This window comes from Micromonospora sp. NPDC048986 (genome assembly GCF_040649335.1).
Lineage (GTDB): Bacteria > Actinomycetota > Actinomycetes > Mycobacteriales > Micromonosporaceae > Micromonospora > Micromonospora alfalfae.
Genome location: NZ_JBEZFJ010000002.1, coordinates 574,593 through 591,409 on the forward strand (window position 1 = coordinate 574,593; position 16,817 = coordinate 591,409).

17 protein-coding genes are annotated in these 16,817 nt (G+C 69.3%); 12 read left to right on the plus strand and 5 right to left on the minus strand.

The genetic code is table 11. The annotated features are described in order from the left end of the window. The first annotated feature begins 246 nt into the window (after nucleotides 1-246). From AB0B94_RS07660 to AB0B94_RS07670, 3 genes are all read left to right on the plus strand, one after another. Nucleotides 247-1,230, plus strand: a complete 984-nt coding sequence (locus tag AB0B94_RS07660; protein ID WP_357269773.1) for a GNAT family N-acetyltransferase — start codon at nucleotides 247-249, stop codon at nucleotides 1,228-1,230. Between the two features lie 663 nt (nucleotides 1,231-1,893). Continuing rightward, nucleotides 1,894-4,272, plus strand: coding sequence for a non-reducing end alpha-L-arabinofuranosidase family hydrolase (locus AB0B94_RS07665; RefSeq protein ID WP_357269776.1), 2,379 nt, complete (start codon nucleotides 1,894-1,896; stop codon nucleotides 4,270-4,272). Between the two features lie 83 nt (nucleotides 4,273-4,355). Next, a complete protein-coding gene (locus AB0B94_RS07670; RefSeq protein WP_357269779.1) occupies nucleotides 4,356-5,759 on the plus strand; it encodes a ricin-type beta-trefoil lectin domain protein in 1,404 nt (467 codons plus the stop codon). Nucleotides 5,760-5,864: 105 nt separating this feature from the next. Here the strand turns inward: AB0B94_RS07670 and AB0B94_RS07675 are convergent, their stop codons facing one another. Together AB0B94_RS07675 and AB0B94_RS07680 are read right to left on the minus strand one after the other, a co-directional pair. Beyond that, the gene (locus tag AB0B94_RS07675; RefSeq protein ID WP_357269782.1) at nucleotides 5,865-6,245 is read right to left on the minus strand and encodes a tautomerase family protein; all 381 of its coding nucleotides are present in this window, start codon (nucleotides 6,243-6,245) and stop codon (nucleotides 5,865-5,867) included. A gap of 40 nt (nucleotides 6,246-6,285) precedes the next feature. Further along, the gene (locus tag AB0B94_RS07680) at nucleotides 6,286-6,513 is read right to left on the minus strand and encodes a hypothetical protein (RefSeq protein ID WP_357269785.1); all 228 of its coding nucleotides are present in this window, start codon (nucleotides 6,511-6,513) and stop codon (nucleotides 6,286-6,288) included. 249 nt (nucleotides 6,514-6,762) lie between these two features. On the opposite strand from AB0B94_RS07680, the gene AB0B94_RS07685 reads away from it, so the two are divergent. The 3 genes from AB0B94_RS07685 (at nucleotide 6,763) to AB0B94_RS07695 (ending at nucleotide 7,714) form a co-directional block, all read left to right on the plus strand. Continuing rightward, the gene (locus AB0B94_RS07685; protein WP_357269788.1) at nucleotides 6,763-7,050 is read left to right on the plus strand and encodes a hypothetical protein; all 288 of its coding nucleotides are present in this window, start codon (nucleotides 6,763-6,765) and stop codon (nucleotides 7,048-7,050) included. A 97-nt stretch (nucleotides 7,051-7,147) separates the two neighbouring features. Continuing rightward, a complete protein-coding gene (locus AB0B94_RS07690; RefSeq protein WP_357269791.1) occupies nucleotides 7,148-7,306 on the plus strand; it encodes a hypothetical protein in 159 nt (52 codons plus the stop codon). Between the two features lie 102 nt (nucleotides 7,307-7,408). After that, a complete protein-coding gene (locus tag AB0B94_RS07695) occupies nucleotides 7,409-7,714 on the plus strand; it encodes a hypothetical protein (RefSeq protein WP_357269794.1) in 306 nt (101 codons plus the stop codon). Here the strand turns inward: AB0B94_RS07695 and AB0B94_RS07700 are convergent. Next, the gene (locus AB0B94_RS07700) at nucleotides 7,704-8,153 is read right to left on the minus strand and encodes a GNAT family N-acetyltransferase (protein WP_357269797.1); all 450 of its coding nucleotides are present in this window, start codon (nucleotides 8,151-8,153) and stop codon (nucleotides 7,704-7,706) included. The two genes, AB0B94_RS07695 and AB0B94_RS07700, sit on opposite strands and share 11 nt — an antisense overlap. Before the next feature lie 283 nt (nucleotides 8,154-8,436). Here AB0B94_RS07700 and AB0B94_RS07705 point away from each other — a divergent pair, with 283 nt between their 5' ends. Both AB0B94_RS07705 and AB0B94_RS07710 read left to right on the plus strand, forming a co-directional pair. After that, nucleotides 8,437-8,730, plus strand: a complete 294-nt coding sequence (locus tag AB0B94_RS07705) for a DUF302 domain-containing protein (RefSeq protein WP_357269800.1) — start codon at nucleotides 8,437-8,439, stop codon at nucleotides 8,728-8,730. Nucleotides 8,731-8,845: 115 nt separating this feature from the next. After that, a complete protein-coding gene (locus AB0B94_RS07710; RefSeq protein ID WP_357269803.1) occupies nucleotides 8,846-9,814 on the plus strand; it encodes a hypothetical protein in 969 nt (322 codons plus the stop codon). Between the two features lie 101 nt (nucleotides 9,815-9,915). Here the strand turns inward: AB0B94_RS07710 and AB0B94_RS07715 are convergent, their stop codons facing one another. Beyond that, nucleotides 9,916-10,401 carry a hypothetical protein gene (locus AB0B94_RS07715; protein WP_357269805.1) on the minus strand — a complete coding sequence of 162 codons (486 nt, stop codon included), beginning with the start codon at nucleotides 10,399-10,401 and terminating at the stop codon, nucleotides 9,916-9,918. A 192-nt stretch (nucleotides 10,402-10,593) separates the two neighbouring features. Between AB0B94_RS07715 and AB0B94_RS07720 the strand changes: the two genes are divergently transcribed. The 3 genes from AB0B94_RS07720 to AB0B94_RS07730 are packed head-to-tail and all read left to right on the plus strand — an operon-like array spanning nucleotide 10,594 to nucleotide 13,267. Continuing rightward, nucleotides 10,594-12,045: a PLP-dependent aminotransferase family protein gene (locus AB0B94_RS07720; RefSeq protein WP_357269808.1), complete on the plus strand. Its 1,452-nt coding sequence runs from the start codon at nucleotides 10,594-10,596 to the stop codon at nucleotides 12,043-12,045. Then, on the plus strand, nucleotides 12,033-12,437 hold the full coding sequence (locus AB0B94_RS07725) for a cupin domain-containing protein (protein ID WP_357269811.1): 405 nt from the start codon (nucleotides 12,033-12,035) through the stop codon (nucleotides 12,435-12,437). Before AB0B94_RS07720 ends, AB0B94_RS07725 begins: the two co-directional genes overlap by 13 nt. Nucleotides 12,438-12,451: 14 nt before the next feature. Continuing rightward, on the plus strand, nucleotides 12,452-13,267 hold the full coding sequence (locus AB0B94_RS07730; protein ID WP_357269814.1) for an NAD(P)-dependent oxidoreductase: 816 nt from the start codon (nucleotides 12,452-12,454) through the stop codon (nucleotides 13,265-13,267). Nucleotides 13,268-13,337: 70 nt separating this feature from the next. Here AB0B94_RS07730 and AB0B94_RS07735 read toward each other — a convergent pair whose 3' ends face one another. Continuing rightward, nucleotides 13,338-15,566, minus strand: coding sequence for a hypothetical protein (locus AB0B94_RS07735; protein ID WP_357269817.1), 2,229 nt, complete (start codon nucleotides 15,564-15,566; stop codon nucleotides 13,338-13,340). A 222-nt stretch (nucleotides 15,567-15,788) separates the two neighbouring features. On the opposite strand from AB0B94_RS07735, the gene AB0B94_RS07740 reads away from it, so the two are divergent. Next, entirely contained in the window at nucleotides 15,789-16,754 is a 966-nt protein-coding gene (locus AB0B94_RS07740; RefSeq protein WP_357269820.1) for a GNAT family N-acetyltransferase, read from the plus strand. Nucleotides 16,755-16,817 lie beyond the last annotated feature (63 nt).

Below are 16,817 nucleotides of genomic sequence, written 5' to 3' on the forward strand. Positions count from 1 at the left end.
GGTTCAGGCAGAACTCGTTCCTGCATTACCACGCTGTACTGATCCATCTCTGAATCCTCCAGGGGACGCAGCCGGGTCGCCCCGGCCAGGACCAGCCGGTCGAGGCAGCGGAAGCTGCTGGCCGGCGCTCGGCACCTGTCGCACGGGTGTGTCCGAATCGGTTGCGGCACAACGCGTAGAGCATCCTAGGAGGTTAGGGTGCAGGGGTCCCCCTTCGTCGAGCCAGTTCCATTAGCATGACCATCGATGAGGATCGCAGGTTGGAGTCGCGCCACACCAGCCGAGGCAGCAGCGCTCGCGGCACTCTTTCAGCACGCCGAGGCGGTCGCCCCCGTCGGCATGGAGCAGTGCGCTGAGGACGTCCGGAATCGACTGGCCACTCTCGGGCCGGACAGTGCCGGGCGCACCCGAGTTGGCCGCGATGAGACCGGCAGCGTCGTCGCATACGGTGAGGTCGCCGACATGGGAACAGCGGATGACGTGCTCCGCATTCGCCTGACCAACGTGTTTCATCCCGACATCGCGGACGACGTCCGCGCAGAGCTGCACCACTGGCTCATCGACCAGGCGAAGCGGTTGCGGGACGACAGAGGATCGGCACAGGCCGTCCTCGGCATCCGGTCCGCCGAGAACGATCGGGCTGGCCGCGAGCTGCTGATCCGTGGCGGCTTCGCGCTGGCCCGGCACGAACGGGACCTCGTCCTGGCGGTGCCTGACGAGCCCCCGGCTCCCGCGCTGCCGCCCGGTCTGGTGCTGACGCCTGTCGACGAGCGCTACGACGAACTGGCTCGGCTGGCCCACAATGAGGCCTACGCCGACAGTCCGACGGCGGTTCGACCAGACCAGCGCACCTGGCCGCAGCACGCGACCGGACATCCGCGGTTCCTGCCCGACCTCTCCTGCCTGGTGCTCGCCGAGGCCGGCCGAAGCGACAACCCGGTGGTTGGCTTCCTCTTCGCGCTCGCCGACGGCAGCACTGGCACGCCGACGGCGCTTCTGCACTGTCTGGGCACCCGAGCATCCTGGCGCCGCAGTGGCGTGGCCACGGCGATGATCTCGCGGGTCCTGCACCGGGCGCGCTCAGCCGGCGTCAGACACCTACGACTCAAGGTCACCGACAGCAACCACCCCGCTCTGGCGCTGTACCGGAAACTGGGTTTCGTGGAGTCGGGGCAAGGGTTCGCGGTGCTGATGCGGCAGCTCACCCCTGAGGCCGACACGCAGCCGTAGATCCGGCGTCTCGTCGACTCGCGCTCAACGCCGCGTACGCGACATGTTCCGGGCGTTACGCGCCACGGAACAGCACCAGGCCGGCGACCGCCTGGAGCAGCGCCTTCCGCCAGTCCCACAGCGCCGTCCGCCCAGGCAACGGCGCGATGCCAGGCACCACCGCGTAGCGCGTGTCGACCAGCCACGGTGCGGCAAGGCTCCAACCCGTCCGCCCTCATCCGTAACAGGCCCGAAACTACCGGTTGAAAACTCTGGAATTTTCTGCCAGCCTGAGAGCCATCGACAAGTGTGAACGTTAACAAGATCCGTTAGCACTGGAGGCGCTCCACGCAACCGTCGGGCCCACCCACCTGCCAGGTGACCACGTCCACCACCGAACGAGCCCAGCGCCCGCAACCACTCCCCCACGGGCGACCGGGCCTGCCTGTCACCACCCTATATCCGCTGGCCAGGTAGCCCCGAGCCGACTCGCATCCGGGCGGACGCCTGACCTGAGTCCCGCCCTCGCTCGGGCGCGCTCACCATCGCGTCCGCCGCCATCCGAGCGGGGCCTGCCAATGGAACAGCGACAGGAATTCCCTACCCCACCACTGGAGGATCAGCATGGTTTCCCGGACCCGTCCCCTCGGGCGCACCCGACTACGAACACTCACTCTTTCCGGAATGGCCGCGATAATTCTGGCCCTGATCGTGTCGCTGCTGCCCAATCTGGCCCAGGCCGCCGAGACGACCCTCGGTGCCGCCGCGGCCCAGTCCGGCAGGTACTTCGGTGCCGCCGTCGCCGCGAACAAGCTTGGCGACAGCGCCTACACGACGATCCTGAACCGCGAGTTCAACGCTGTCACTCCCGAAAACGAAATGAAGATCGACGCGACCGAGCCGCAGCAGAACAACTTCACCTTCGGCAACGCGGACCGGATCGTGAACCACGCCATCTCCCGGGGTTGGAAGGTCCGGGGGCACACCCTGGCCTGGTACTCGCAGCAGCCGGGCTGGATGCAGAGCATGGAGGGCACCGCGCTCCGCAACGCGATGCTCAACCACATCAACCGGGTCGCGGGCTACTACAAGGGCAAGATCTACTCGTGGGACGTGGTGAACGAGGCGTTCGAGGACGGCAACAGCGGCGCCCGTCGTAACTCGAACCTGCAGCGCACCGGCAACGACTGGATCGAGGCGGCGTTCCGCGCCGCCGACACGGCGGACCCGGGCGCGAAGCTCTGCTACAACGACTACAACACCGACAACTGGACCTGGGCCAAGACCCAGGCCGTGTACAACATGGTGCGCGACTTCAAGTCCCGTGGCGTGCCGATCGACTGCGTCGGGTTCCAGTCGCACTTCAACGCCAACTCGCCCTACAACAGCAACTACCGCACGACGCTGTCCAGCTTCGCCGCCCTCGGGGTGGACGTGCAGATCACCGAGCTGGACATCGAGGGCTCCGGCACAACGCAGGCCAACACCTACCGCAGCGTGGTCAACGACTGCCTTGCCGTGGCTCGCTGCAACGGGCTCACCGTGTGGGGTGTGCGCGACTGCGACTCGTGGCGCTCCAGCGGTACTCCGCTGCTCTTCGACTGCAACGGCAACAAGAAGGCCGCCTACACGGCCACCCTCGAAGCGCTGAACAGCGCGGGCCCCGGGACCACTCCCACGCCCACCACGCCGGGGCCGACTCCCACCGTCCCGCCGGGCTCCGCCAGTGAGATCGTCGGCGCCCAATCTGGCAGGTGCATCGACGTACCCAACGCCTCGACCACCAACGGCACCCGGGTCCAGCTCTACGACTGCAACAAGCAGACCAACCAGGCCTGGACCTACACCTCCAACAAACAACTACAGGTGTACGGCAGCATGTGCCTCGACGCGGCCGGCACCGGCAACGGCGCGGCAGTGCAGATCTACAGCTGCCACAGCCAGACCAACCAACAGTGGAACGTCAACTCCAACGGCACCATCAGCAACGTCCAGTCCGGACGATGCCTGGACGCCTGGAGCACCGCCAACGGCGCCCAGATCCAGCTCTACGACTGCCACGGACAAACCAACCAGCAGTTCCGGCTCGCCACCTCGGGCGGCGGCACCCAGACGCCCACGCCGACGCCCACCACGCCCCCGCCGACCGGCGACACGTGTGACCTTCCCTCGTCGTACCGCTGGTCGTCGACCGGCGCGCTGGCGCAGCCGAGGTCGGGGTGGGTGTCGCTGAAGGACTTCACCGTCGCCCCGTACAACGGCCAGCAGCTCGTCTACGCCACCACGCACGACACCGGCACCACGTGGGGCTCGATGAACTTCGGTCTCTTCAGCAACTACTCGCAGATGGGCTCGGCCAGCCAGAACGCGATGAACTCGGCGACCGTCGCGCCGTCGCTGTTCTACTTCGCGCCGCGCAACATCTGGGTGCTGGCCTACCAGTGGGGCGGCACGGCGTTCTCGTACCGGACCTCCAGCGACCCGACCAACCCGAACGGGTGGTCCTCGGCCCAGACGCTGTTCACCGGCAGCATCTCCAACTCCTCGACCGGCCCGATCGACCAGGCGATCATCGGCGATGACCAGAACATGTACCTGTTCTTCGCCGGCGACAACGGTCGGATCTACCGGGCGAGCATGCCGATCGGGAACTTCCCGGGCAGCTTCGGCTCCAACTACACGACGATCATGACCGACTCGACCAACAACCTCTTCGAGGCCGTTCAGGTCTACAAGCTCCAGGGCCTGAACAAGTACCTCATGATCGTCGAAGCGATCGGCGCGAACGGGCGTTACTTCCGCTCGTTCACGGCCACCAGTCTGGGTGGTTCGTGGACGCCGCAGGCCACCAGCGAGAGCAACCCGTTCGCGGGCAAGGCCAACAGCGGCGCGACCTGGACCAACGACATCAGCCACGGTGAGCTGCTGCGCACCAACGCGGACCAGACGATGACCGTCAACGCCTGCAACCTGCAACTGCTCTACCAGGGTCGTTCCCCCAGCTCCGGCGGCGACTACGGCCTCCTGCCGTACCGGCCGGGTCTGCTGACCCTGCAACGCTGACCATCGGACGACACCGGGGGCGGGTGGGCTCGGCACACGACGAGCCCACCCGCCCCCCGCTCCACCACCAGGAGGTACCGACAGTGCAAGGACCCGCGCACCACCCCCCGCCCTCGGGGAACACCCCCGCCGACCACGTGGCGCCCCGCATCCGTGGCCGGCTGCTCAAACTCGCTGCGGCCGGAATCGCCGCAGCGGTCGGCCTGCTGACCGTCAGCCTGGCCACCGGGTCGGCGTCGGCCGCCGACAACCCGTACCAGCGGGGCCCGGACCCCACCCGGACGAGCGTCACCGCAGTGAACGGCCCCTTCGCGAACACGTCGGTCAGCGTCCCGACCGGATACGGCTTCAACGGCGGCCGAATCTACTACCCGACCGACACCAGCCAGGGCACCTTCGGGGCCATCGCGATCTCGCCGGGTTACACGGCGTTGTTCTCCGCCGAACTGGCCTGGATGGGACCGTGGCTGGCCTCCCACGGCTTCGTCGTGATCGGCATCGAAACCAACAGCCGCAACGACTTCGACACGGCCCGAGGCACCCAGTTGCTCGCCGCACTGGACTACCTCACCCAGCAGAGCCCCGTACGCGACCGGGTCGACCCCAACCGGTTGGCTGTCGCCGGTCACTCGATGGGCGGCGGTGGCGCGCTGAGCGCAGCCACCCGACGCCCGTCCTTGAAGGCAGTGGTCGGCATCGCGCCCTACTCGCCGTCGTCGAACCTGGCCAACGACCGGGTGCCCACCATGATCTTCGCCGGGCAGGCGGACACGGTGGTCACCCCGTCCTACGCCACCGGCCTGTACAACAGCCTTCCGGCCACGACGGAGAGCGTCTACCTGGAGGTCGCCGGCGCGGATCACGGCTTCATGGTCGGACGGTCGAACCCGGTGATGGTCCGGACCATGCTGCCGTTCGTCAAGATGTTCATCGACAACGACGCCCGGTACAGCCAGTTCCTCTGCCCACTGCTGGACTCCAGCGGCGTGGTCACCTACCGCAGCACCTGCCCGTTGCTGCCCTCCACGCCGACCCCCACCGATCCACCGACCCCCACCGATCCGCCCACCCCCACCGATCCACCGACCGTCCCGCCGGGCTCGGCCAGCGAGATCGTCGGCACGCAGTCCGGCAGGTGTATCGACGTACCCAACGCCTCACGTACCAACGGCACCCGGGTCCAGCTCTACGGCTGCAACAAGCAGACCAACCAGGCCTGGACCTACACCTCCAACAAACAACTACAGGTGTACGGCACCATGTGCCTCGACGCGGCCGGCACCGGCAACGGCGCGGCAGTGCAGATCTACAGCTGCCACAGCCAAACCAACCAACAATGGAACGTCAACTCCAACGGCACCATCAGCAACGTCCAGTCCGGACGATGCCTGGACGCCTGGAGCACCGCCAACGGCGCCCAGATCCAGCTCTACGACTGCCACGGACAAACCAACCAGCAGTTCCGGCTGGCCGCGCTCGCACGATGATCGCCGCGGACCCCCCGCACAACCGAAACACCTGAGACGGGCGGGCTCGGCGTCACGCCGGGTCCGCCCGCATCACCAGACGGTCGGTGGCACCCGGACCGGCGACTATTTGGCGAGTTGGGCTTCCCCGTTACCAAAGGACCAGTTCTCCGCGCCGGTCTCGACCACCGCGATCAGCACGTCCTCGGGACGCACACCCGGATCGCGGCCGAGTCGCTCAACGATCGCCCGGTACATCGCCAGCTTGGCCTCGGCGGACTTCCCGGATGTCCAGAAGATCTGGATCTGGACCAGGTCGTCCGACCGCTGGATACCGAGAAAGTCGCCGTGGGCGAAAGTGCTCTCGTCGTGCTCGGTGATGGCCATGAAACGGTCGCCGTCCTTGATCTTGACGGTCTCCCGCATGGCCTCGTAGATTTGGTCGAGGAGCGCCTTCTTGTATGTCCCGGGCTTGCCCGCGCGGATCGCGATACGCGTGATTGGCATTGCTCTCCCTCTCTGGTGCACGACCTGAGCTCAGGTACGTTCATGGCTCAGGCTGGCCGTAAGGACCTTGGAGACACAGCTCGTCGCCGACCAAATGGAGATCAGTGTCAGCGTCAGTGCTCTGCGTCAGGAAGTCCAGGAGCTGGCGGGTGGTTCCGTCGGCGGCCTCCTGCGGGATGAAGTGCCCGACCGGGACCGGCTCGCGTACCTCGTCGGCCCGGTCCCACCAGATCGCGAGCGGATCGTCGTAGCTTCGCGACCTGGTCACGTTGGGTTCAGATTAACCACGGCAGGTCGGGATCTTCGGATAATCGCACGTTCCCGCGCAGCTTCGCGGCGACGGCCCCCGCCGGCCGTGCCGGTGACGGTTACCGAAGCGCGCCGCGGGTGCGTGCCGCGACGCCGATGGTGGTACCCGCGGATCCGCGTCGGAGGCACGACACCGTTGATCTCGCTGCTGGCGCGCTGTCGGCGGCGTGCCCGGGTCTAGGCTGCCTGGCTGGCCGATGCCAAGGTGGTGACGAACGAGGAACGGCTGCGACGTATCGAGGCGATCACCGATGCCGCCCTGTCGGGGCTGAACATCGCCGGGTTGCTCGAACGGGTCCGGGACCTACTCAAGGTCGACACCGCCACCATCCTGCTGCTGGACGACCACACCGGCGAGCTTGTCACGACAGCGGCCAAGGGCCCGTTGAAGAATGCGCTTCATGGCGAACACCGACGAACGACGCCACCGGCGCGAGCAGCCGATAGCGGAGCGGCGTGGACTACTCCAGCCGGATGTCGCCCAGGGCGACCTTGAGGGATCCGCGTTGGTGCGTCCGAACGGATCACTGACTGCGGAGGTCGTCCACGTGCAATGGATGGACAACCACCCAGCAGGTCCCGACACTCACGTGATGGTCTCGTTCGCGGACGGGTCGAACGTGGAGTTCGCCTTCGATGTGCCAGTCGTGACGGTCCGAGCGGCCGACCTGCAGGTGGTGAGCCGCGACGACGTACGCCGGGCGGCGCCGTCCGGGTGGGGAGCCGACGCCGAACGCTGGGACGAAGCCTGACCCGTCGGCATCGGGGCCTCCGACGACACGTCGGGCGGCAGGAGAGCGCATGTCCCAGGCACACGGAGCGCCTCGGTCGCGCACCGCTGATTAGATGTGCTGATGGATCCGTGGGAAGCAACACTGCTCGTCATCGCCACGATCGGCTCGGTCGGGTTTGCAGTCGGAGCCTGGTTGCAGGACAGGCGCGGTTCGGCGACCCGGCTTGCGGCCGTCGAGCGGAAGCTCGATCTGGTGATGGATCACCTCGGCATCGCCGTGCCCGTGGAACCAGAAGTGATCCGCCACCTGGAGAGCGGACGGACGATCGAGGCTGTTCGCGCCTACCGCGAGCAGACTGGCACGAGCCTGCTCGAGGCGAAGCAGGCCGTGGACCGCATCGCCAGCGGACGCCATCTCAAGCGGTAGCGGTCGACGGGTCCGATCGGGAGGCGGTCAGCTCCCAGAGCAGGATCTGGCGGTCGTGTCTGAAGCCGTTGCGCAGGTAGAAGTCGACCGCGCGACGGCTGGAGTGGACCGTCACGTGCAGCAGCCCCCGTACCCGGGCCTCGGCCAGGATCGCGGCCATCAGCGCACTGCCGACGCCGCGGTTGCGGTAGTCCTCGCGGACCTCGACCGACTGGATGTCGCCGTACCATCGGTCCAGCGAGTCGTTACTGGGCACCCGCCGCGCGACGTGCAGCCAGGCGGCGCCCACCACTCGCCCGTCCATCTCCGCGACGAACGGCAGGTGCGTCTCCGCGTGGGCGGCCACCCACTCGGTGTAGGCGCTGAGCCTGCCCCCGTCGACGCCGCGTAGCCCCGCGAGGACCGCCACGTCTGCCCCGCTGGCCCTCCGCACGATCACCCGCCGGAGTCTAGGCGAGCCGGTACCTGCGGTGTGCCCACAACCGCCGCTGTCGCGCAGGGCTGGGCGGATGCCCTGTGGACCCCGATCCGCTGCCGGGCGTCGTTTACGGCGAATCTCCCCGGACCGGTCTCGCTTGTGGGGAGGATGAGTGGTATTCGCGCGGGGACGCGGTGAGCGGGGGTCGGTCGTGAACGACGGATTGGTGACCAGGCGCAGCGCCCGGGGTGTCGGAGAGACGATCTCCGCGCTGAGGGCTGAGGCGGAACGCGTAGGCGCCGCGGTGGTGGCGGTGGTCGACCATGCGGCCGCCGCCGGCAGGGCCGGGCTGAGCATGCCCGACACCCAGGTGATCATCTTCGGGAACCCACAGGCGGGCACTCCGCTCATGCAGGCCCGCCCCGAGATCGCGATCGACCTGCCGATGCGAATGATGGTGCGAGACGACGGCCAGCCCGGTTCGCTGATCACCTGGCAGGACCCCGCGTACCTCGCCCAACGCTACGGACTGGGCGAGGACCAGCTTGCGCCCCTGAACACCCCAGCCAAGATCGCCTCCGCGATCGACAGCCGCTGAGCACGGCCCGGATCGGCCGCACACATTCCGCACGAGGTGCCCTCGGCGCTGCCGCTCGCGGGCCGGCGGTCACAGTCGGCACCGTTCAGGCTGGGCCGGAGCAGGAAGGGTCCCGATGGCCGTCCGTGTCCCGCTGAACCTCCTCGGCATCCCGTTCGGGCTGGCCGGCCTGGCCGGCACATGGGCTGTCGCGGCCGACGGCGGCACCGCGCCGACCTGGGTCGGCAACGCCCTGCTCGTGGTCGCGGCGGTGGTCTGGCTGGCCACCACGGCGGGCTACGCCGCCTCCACCAGGTCGGTCCGGACGCTCGTCGCTGACCTGATCGACCCGGTACTCGCCCCGTTCGCGTCGCTCGCGGTGATCACGCCAATGCTGCTCGCCGCGCAGGGCCTCACACCGCACCACAGTGGCGCCGCCCGGATCGTCGTCGACGTGTTCCTCGTCCTCACCGTGCTGTTCGGTGGCTGGATAACCGGCCAATGGATCTACGGCAGGCTCGACCTCGACCGAACGCACCCCGGCTACCTCCTGCCCACCGTGGCCGGTGGACTTGTCGCCTCCGCCAGCAGCGCCGTCGTCGGGCAGCGGTCGCTCTCCGTACTCATGCTGGGACTCGGGCTCGTCTGCTGGCTCGTCATCGGCTCGCTGACGCTCAACCGGCTGCTCTTCCGACCGCCGCTGCCGCCAGCGCTGTTTCCGGCGCTGGCCATCGAGGTGGCGCCCCCTGCACTGGCCGGCGTGGCGCTGTTCGCGCTCAACGGGGGGCGGATCGATGTCGCGGTCTCGTTGGTCTCCGGGTACGGGCTGTTGATGGTCCTCGCACAGGTCCGGCTCCTTCCCGCGTACCTGCGTTTGTCGTTCGTCCCCATGTTCTGGGCATTCACGTTCTCGTTCGCGGCCGTGGCGACGACCACGCTGCGCTGGATCGCCGCCACCCAGCCTTTCGGGCACCGGGTCTACGCGTACCTGTTGCTGACCGCGATCACCGTGCTGATCGGCGGCATCGCGGTCCGAACGGTGATCGCCGCGGCCCGCGGGCAACTGCTGCCAACGACTTCGGCACTCGCTCGGCCGGACCGCTGAACACCGGGCGCCGGGCCGGCTCAGCCGCCCCTCGATCCGACCCCCGGCGCCCCGGCGGCGCGGGTCGGTCGCCCCGGGCGCGGTCATCTGCCGCCGGCCGGTCATCCGTTGGCGACAGCGCCCCGACGGCGGCGCCCGGAGTCGCGGATGAGCGTCAGGGCGATGACGAGAAGGCCGAGCAGGGCGACGACGGCATTGGCGGTCGTGAGGAAGACCGCCTCGCCGAGGCTGGCGTCGTCGAGGTGGGTCAGGTGGAAGAAGAAGTGGGGTATGGCGTAGGTGGAGAAGGCCGCTGCCGCGGGGATGGTGAATGCGGCTCGAGGTGCGACGAGCGCTATGCCGAGGACGACGGCCAGCCCGAGGGTAGCTCCGCCGAAGTCTCGCGCGTAGTGCTCGCTGAGCGGAGGGGTAAGGGTGACGGTCGGGAAGTTGTTGTAGAAGCTTTCGGGGAAGACCTGGTTCCAGAACCCGACAACGAGTTCGTCGAGGAAGAGGACGGCCAGGGCGATCCGGATCAGCGCGGTCAGTGCGGCGCCTCGTCCGTCCGTCGACGCCACCTGCGCTGAGGCGGGGATGGGTGATGTCACTGCTGGTCCTACCTCTCCCAGACTTCTCAGGTGGGACGCTAACCGCTCACCTCGCCCCATCGGGCGGAACCCTCATCTGGAGGCGGACGCGGACGCGAGCAGGCACCGGGCGGCCGGCGTGACCACCTGCGGCGCGTCGTGCGCGAACGCGGAACCTGCCGGCGCTGCTCGCGCGAATGGGATCGTTACCGGGTGACGAAGTCGCTTGACCTGCATCTGGAGTTCGATCGGAGTGCGGGTTTCCCGGGTCGCTCGCTGGAGAGCGCGTTACGGGAGAGCATTCGGACCGGCCGGCTGCCGGCCGGGTCGCGCCTACCTGGAAGCCGGAGCCTGGCCGCCGACCTGGGCCTGGCCCGGGGCACTGTGGTGCAGGCGTACGCGCAACTGGTGGCGGAAGGCTGGCTGCTGACGGCACCGGGCTCGGGAACCCGCGTCGCGGACGTACTCCATGATCCGCCCGACTCGCGCGGGCAACCGCGGCCGTCGCCGCCGGCCGGGCCGTTGATCGAGTTGCGGCCGGGGATTCCCGACCTCGCGTCGTTCCCCCGAACGGCCTGGGCGGACAGTGTCCGCCGAGCGCTGACAACGGCGTCGCGCGGCACGCTGGACTACTCCGCGCCGACCGGGCTACCCGCATTGCGGGCGGCGGTGGCCGGCTATCTCGCGCGCACCCGCGGAGTGCTCTGCCACCCGGACGCGGTGGTGATCACGGCGGGCTTCACCCAGGGCCTCTCCCTTCTGGCGCGAACGCTGCACCGGCGCGGCGTACGCGCCATCGCCACCGAGAACCCCGGTCTGGCCCATCACCGTATGGTGCTGCGTGCCGCGGGCCTGACAGTCACCCCGCTCACCGTCGGCCCCGGCGGGGCCGACCCGGACGACGCGGCGGGCCAGGCCGCGCTGCTCACCCCGGCGCACCAGCATCCGACCGGAGTGGTGCTCGCCCCACGGCACCGTTACCGGCTCATCGCATGGGCCCGGAAGCACGACGCGTTACTGATCGAGGACGACTACGACGGCGAGTTCCGCTACGACCAGCGGCCGGTGGGCGCCATGCAGGCGCTGGCGCCAGAGCGGATCGTGTACGCCGGCAGCACGAGCAAGTCGCTGGCGCCGGGGGTCCGCCTGGGCTGGTTCGTCGTCCCCGAGCCACTGCGTCGTGAACTGACGACGACGATCGTGGAGGCCGGGGCCGCGGTCTCCACGATCGACCAGCTCACCATGGCCGACCTGCTCACGCACGGCGACTACGACAGGCACATCCGCCGCATGCGCCTGACCTACCGGCGTCGCCGGGCCGAGCTGGCCGGCCGCCTGGCCGAGGTGACCACCACTGCGCTGCAGGGCGTCGCTGCCGGCGTGCACGCGCTGCTACCGCTGGCCTCCGTGGCGCAGGAGCGCTGGCTGATCCAGGCCGGACGCCGCGAAGGGCTGCACCTGATCGGCCTGCACAGCAACGGGTACTGGCACGATCCCGCAGATGAGCGGCAGGCGGCCGCCCTGGTCCTCGGATACGCGGCGCCGCCGGCTCATGCCTGGCAGGAGGCGCTGTCCGGACTCTGCCAACTGGTCCATCAGACCGGCCGGCAACTGGTCCATCCTGTTGGTCCGGTCGGGGATACGTTCGATTCATGCAGACCATGAAGATCGGAAACAACGAGATCGTGCTGCTGGGCACGGCCATGCCGCCGGAGTTGCCGGCGGGCTCCCAGGTGATGACAGCGACCATCGAACTGCCACCGGGCGACCCGGGCACGCCGCCACACCGGCACTCCGGCCCGGTCTTCGGCTACCTGCTCGAGGGCGAGATGATCTTCGAGCTGGAGGGCGAGCCCGAACGGGTGATCAAGGCCGGTGAGGCGTTCTGGGAGCCCGGCGGCGACGTCATCCACTACCGGTCCGCCAACAACCTGTCCGATCGGGTGACCACATTCCTGGTCGTGATGGTGTGCGCGCCCGGTCAGGAAATGCTGGTGCTGGTGAGCCCCGAGGAGCTCGAACAGCGTAAGGACCGCCGCTCAACCCGGCCGAACTGACGGAGAGGCACGTCATGCGTATCGTTCTCGCCGGTTCGACGGGCGTCATCGGCCGCCGTCTCGAACCGATCCTGACCGCCCAGGGCCACGAGGTCATCGGGCTGGCTCGCAACGGCCCGGTCGCCGTCGACGTGCTCGACCGGGACGCGGTGGCGGCCGCCGTCCGCGACGCCCGGCCCGACGTGGTCATGCACCAGCTGACCAGCCTGAGCACCGGTGACTTCGCCGCCAATTCGCGGCTGCGTCGGACCGGGACCCGCAACCTTGTCGACGCGGCGCTCGCCGTCGGGGTACGCCGGATCGTGGCACAGAGCATCTCCTGGGCGTACGAGCCGGGCGCTGAGCCGGCGACCGAGGAGACCCCACTCGACCTCAGCGCCCCGGAGCCACGCCAGACCAGTGTGGCTGGTGCCGCAGCGCTCGAATCCGCCGTCCAGGAGGCGCCCGAGTGGGTCGTGCTGAGATACGGCACCCTCTACGGTCCGGGCACCTGGTACGCCCGCGACGGTCTGATGGCCCAGTTCGCCGCCGCCGGCAAGGTCCCCGCCGACGCGGACGTGAGTAGCCTGCTGCACATCGACGACGCCGTCGCCGCCGCGGTCGCGGCTCTGGAGTGGCCCGTCGGCGTCGTCAACGTCTGCGACGACGAGCCAGCCGCCGCCTCGCAGTGGGTGCCCGCGTTCTGCGCGGCCGCCGACGTGCCAGCGCCAGCGGTGACCGGGGGCGAGCGGCACGGCTGGGCAAGGGGAGCGAGCAACAACCACGCCCGCACGCACCTTGGCTGGAGACCGGCCTATCCGTCCTGGGGAGCGGGATTCGCCAGCCTGTGAATCCGTGCCACTGCCGACCGTCTGGGAGTTCACGTACTTCGAGCGCGCCCGCGTCACTGCCACGGATCCGTCAGTGCCCGGTCGCCGGGTCGCCCGCAAGCGGTAGTGGGTCCACCGGCTGGCGGAGGCGCTCGATCAACTCTTGGGCCGCCTCGGCGTACCGCTGCTCCGATCCGCGGGGCCGGTGTCCCTGGATCGGCGGCGGGACGCTGTCGCCAGGTAGCGGCACCACGTCGGCGGGATCCTGTAACCGGCGGTCCACCGTTGCCGCCGTCCTGTCGACGGTTAGCGGCGTGGTCGCCCGGTGGGCGGTGAATATCCAGCCGCCGATCGAGTCGGTGTCGCGCCACAGATTCACCCACCGCCAGTCGACGCGAGCGCCGATCTCGTGCAGCACCTCGTCGTCGACGAAGGCGGGGAACAGTCGCGCGTAGAGTCGGCTCAGTGGTGACCCATGAGTGAGCAGAGCGACTCGACTGCTGACCTGGGGCGGTAACTGGAGCACTGTCGCGGCGGCCAGGACCGTGCCGTGGCTGTGTGCGCTGAGCAGCACGAGGTTGCCGCGTCCGACCAGGTACGTGATTCGTCGGGTCAGCTCCGGCACAGCTCGTTCGGCGTAGCAGGGTGGCGCGAAGGGGTGGGCGGCCCGGGGCCAGAACGTGCCCAGGTCCCACAGGACACCAACGTGGCGCCTGAATTCGACTGTCCGGTAGGCGAAGATTCCGCCGATGGTCAGGCCGAGGATGATCGCGGCGATCCCCCAACTGCCGAACGCGATGGAGAAGGTGATCAGGTCGCCGGGCACCCGTGCGTACCGCTGCACGGACTCGCTCGGCAGCAAGTCCAGCAGGCCGAGGGTGGTGGTGGCCGTGCCGATCCCGGCCAGGCAGGCGTAGACCACCGCCAACGGAATCAGTCTCTCCGTGAAGCGGGCCCTGGCTATCGCCTTCTGCACCTGCCGCAGTCGGGTCGCGGCTGCGGGCGGGCGGTCCGGGTAGTCGCAGGCGACAATCGCCGCCGCGGCACGAAGTCGACGGCGATGCGAGATGAGGATGACCGGAACCGCTACCACCAGCGTGAACAGCACTGTCCGAAGAAAGCCGAAGATCGCCCAGGTGAACGCCGGCGGCAGACCGGAGGCCAGGCCCTCTCCGGTCGGCGCGTCGCGGTCCAGGAAATCCGCCACCCGGTAGACCAGCTCGGCGGACACCGCCACCGCCAGACTGACCGCGCTGGCCGCCATCACCAGTGCGCCCAGCCCGAGCAGCGGGGTGGCGTCGCGCCGCCGATCCCGGCGCCAGAGCAGCACGGCGCCGAGGGCGGTCAGCAGGGTCGTCTGGGCAACGAACAGCGAGGTGAGAATTCCGCCGTAGCCGGGTAGGCCGCCCCCCTCGTGCCACGGCGCTGGGCTGGCGAGGACGTGGGCCGTCACCACGATGGTCAGCGCCACGGCCACCGTCCGCACCGTGCGGGTGATCCGGTCCAGTCGCCGATCCGAGGCGGCCCGGTCGAGCAGCGCGGGCATGCAGAGCAGGACCAGGCAACTGGCCAGCACCGTCCCGGTGGCCACGGCCAACGCGGTCGTGCTGGCCGAGGCGCCGTTCGCGGCTCGGGCGGCGAGCAGGGCGACGTCCAGTGTCGCGAACGCCGCCGCGACGTGAACCGAGCGCAGCCGACCCACCAGCGACCCGGCGTCCCACTGACCGATCCCGCCGAGTCGATGCTCGCAGACCTCGTGCGCGGGAGCACGGAACGCGTCGAACATCCTTCCCGGCCGGGTACTGGCCCGCCAGAGCAGACCGATGGCGGCGGCCGGAACCACAGCGAGCACCGCGAGGCGCAGACCCACGGGTTGCCCACCCAACCAGGACATCCAGGTGCGCCCGGCCAGGCATCGTGGCGAGCCCATGCACTTCCACGCGATCAGATCCAGCGTGACGCCGACGAAGGCAAGCACGTACAGCACAGTGAGGGTGAGCGCCAGCAACCGGCACAAGGCCCTGACCATCACGTCGGAGCCAGGGCTCGCCGGTCGCATCCAGATCGCCAGGTTGGCCAGCATGAACGGCAGGAGGAACACCAGCCTCAATGTTCGGACCACGGTGCCGGCGGGCAGGTCGCCCCAGCGGTACGCCTCCGTCACCCGTTCGCCGTTGCGGCACGAACACGGGCGGTGGGGTCGGTAGAAGCCCCCACTGCGGTCGCCCGCGACCTGCTCGACCTGCGCCACGTTCAACACCTGGGCGGCGCTCGCGCTGGCGGCCCCGTGTACCCGCAGCTCCACCACGTCATCGGACATCCCGGCCCCGCTTGACCGCGTTGACGCACCCGACATCGGCCCCTCCGAAGCACCTTCGGTGGCCAAGCCGGGTGAACCCAGTCCCCGCGCCACTCGCGGCGGTGTACCCCGCCCGACCGGGACCAACCGTGGGCCCGCCCGCACTGTTGTTTCGGCGCTTACAGGTCCTCCGCCGTACGAAATTCCCGTGTCGATGTGGTAGCCGGTGGCTAGCGTACGCGGATGAACATTGTCCCGGGGACCGGATTGCGGCTGCGGTTCCTCAGCGATCCGGGCGAGTTCCTGGCCACTGCGGGCGGCTACCTGGGCGCCGATCCGGTCGTCAGCACGGTCGTGACCACCATCGCGCACCGGCTGCTGTCGCAGCGGGCCGAGGGGATCCCGCAGCCCGACCGCAACTGGTGGCTGGTGGTCAGCGACCACTCCGGCACCGTGGTCGGTGCCGGGATGCGCTCGGCGCCGTATGCCCCCTATCCGCCATTCCTGCTGCCCATGCCCGACGAGGCGGCCGTTGCGCTGGCCCACGCGTTGCACGATCGCGGGGAGGAGGTCCTCGCGGTGAACGGGGCCCTGCCCGCGGTCGACCTGTGCGCCACCGCGCTGGCCCGGCTCGGTGGGGGCGACGTCCAGGTCTCCCAGCACACCCGGCTGCACGCGCTCGGCGAGCTGACGTGGCCACCGCCGGTGCCTGGCGGCTTGGTGGCCGCGACCGAGAACGACGCGGGGCTGGTCACGGAGTGGCTCGCCGCGTTCATGGGCGACGCCGACGAACAGGCGGGCCGCCCACGCGGTACGAGTGCGCACGAAGCGCCCGACCACGCTGAGGTGCTGCGTCGGCTCCACGCCGGACGGCTGTGGTTCTGGATCGACGAGACCGGCGAGCCGGTGCACCTCACCGGTGCCAACCCGCCCTCGTTCGGGGTGGCCCGCGTGGGCCCGGTGTACACACCGCCGGCCCAGCGGGGGCGCGGTTGGGCCAGCAACGCGGTCGCGGAGGTTTCCCGCCGAATCCAGGCCGAGGGTGCGCGGGTCTGCCTGTTCACCGACCAAGCCAACCCGACGTCGAACAGGATCTACGCCGCCCTCGGCTACCGGCCGGTCGTCGACATGGCCAACCTGGTCATCGTCAGTCTCGCTGATCGGCAGCGGCCATGCGCCCGCACTGCTCAGAAGCTCCGTTACGGGTAGCGGACAGCCGACACCAGCGCACAAGGTAGCTGACTGCGACCATGAAATCACTGCGCGCACACT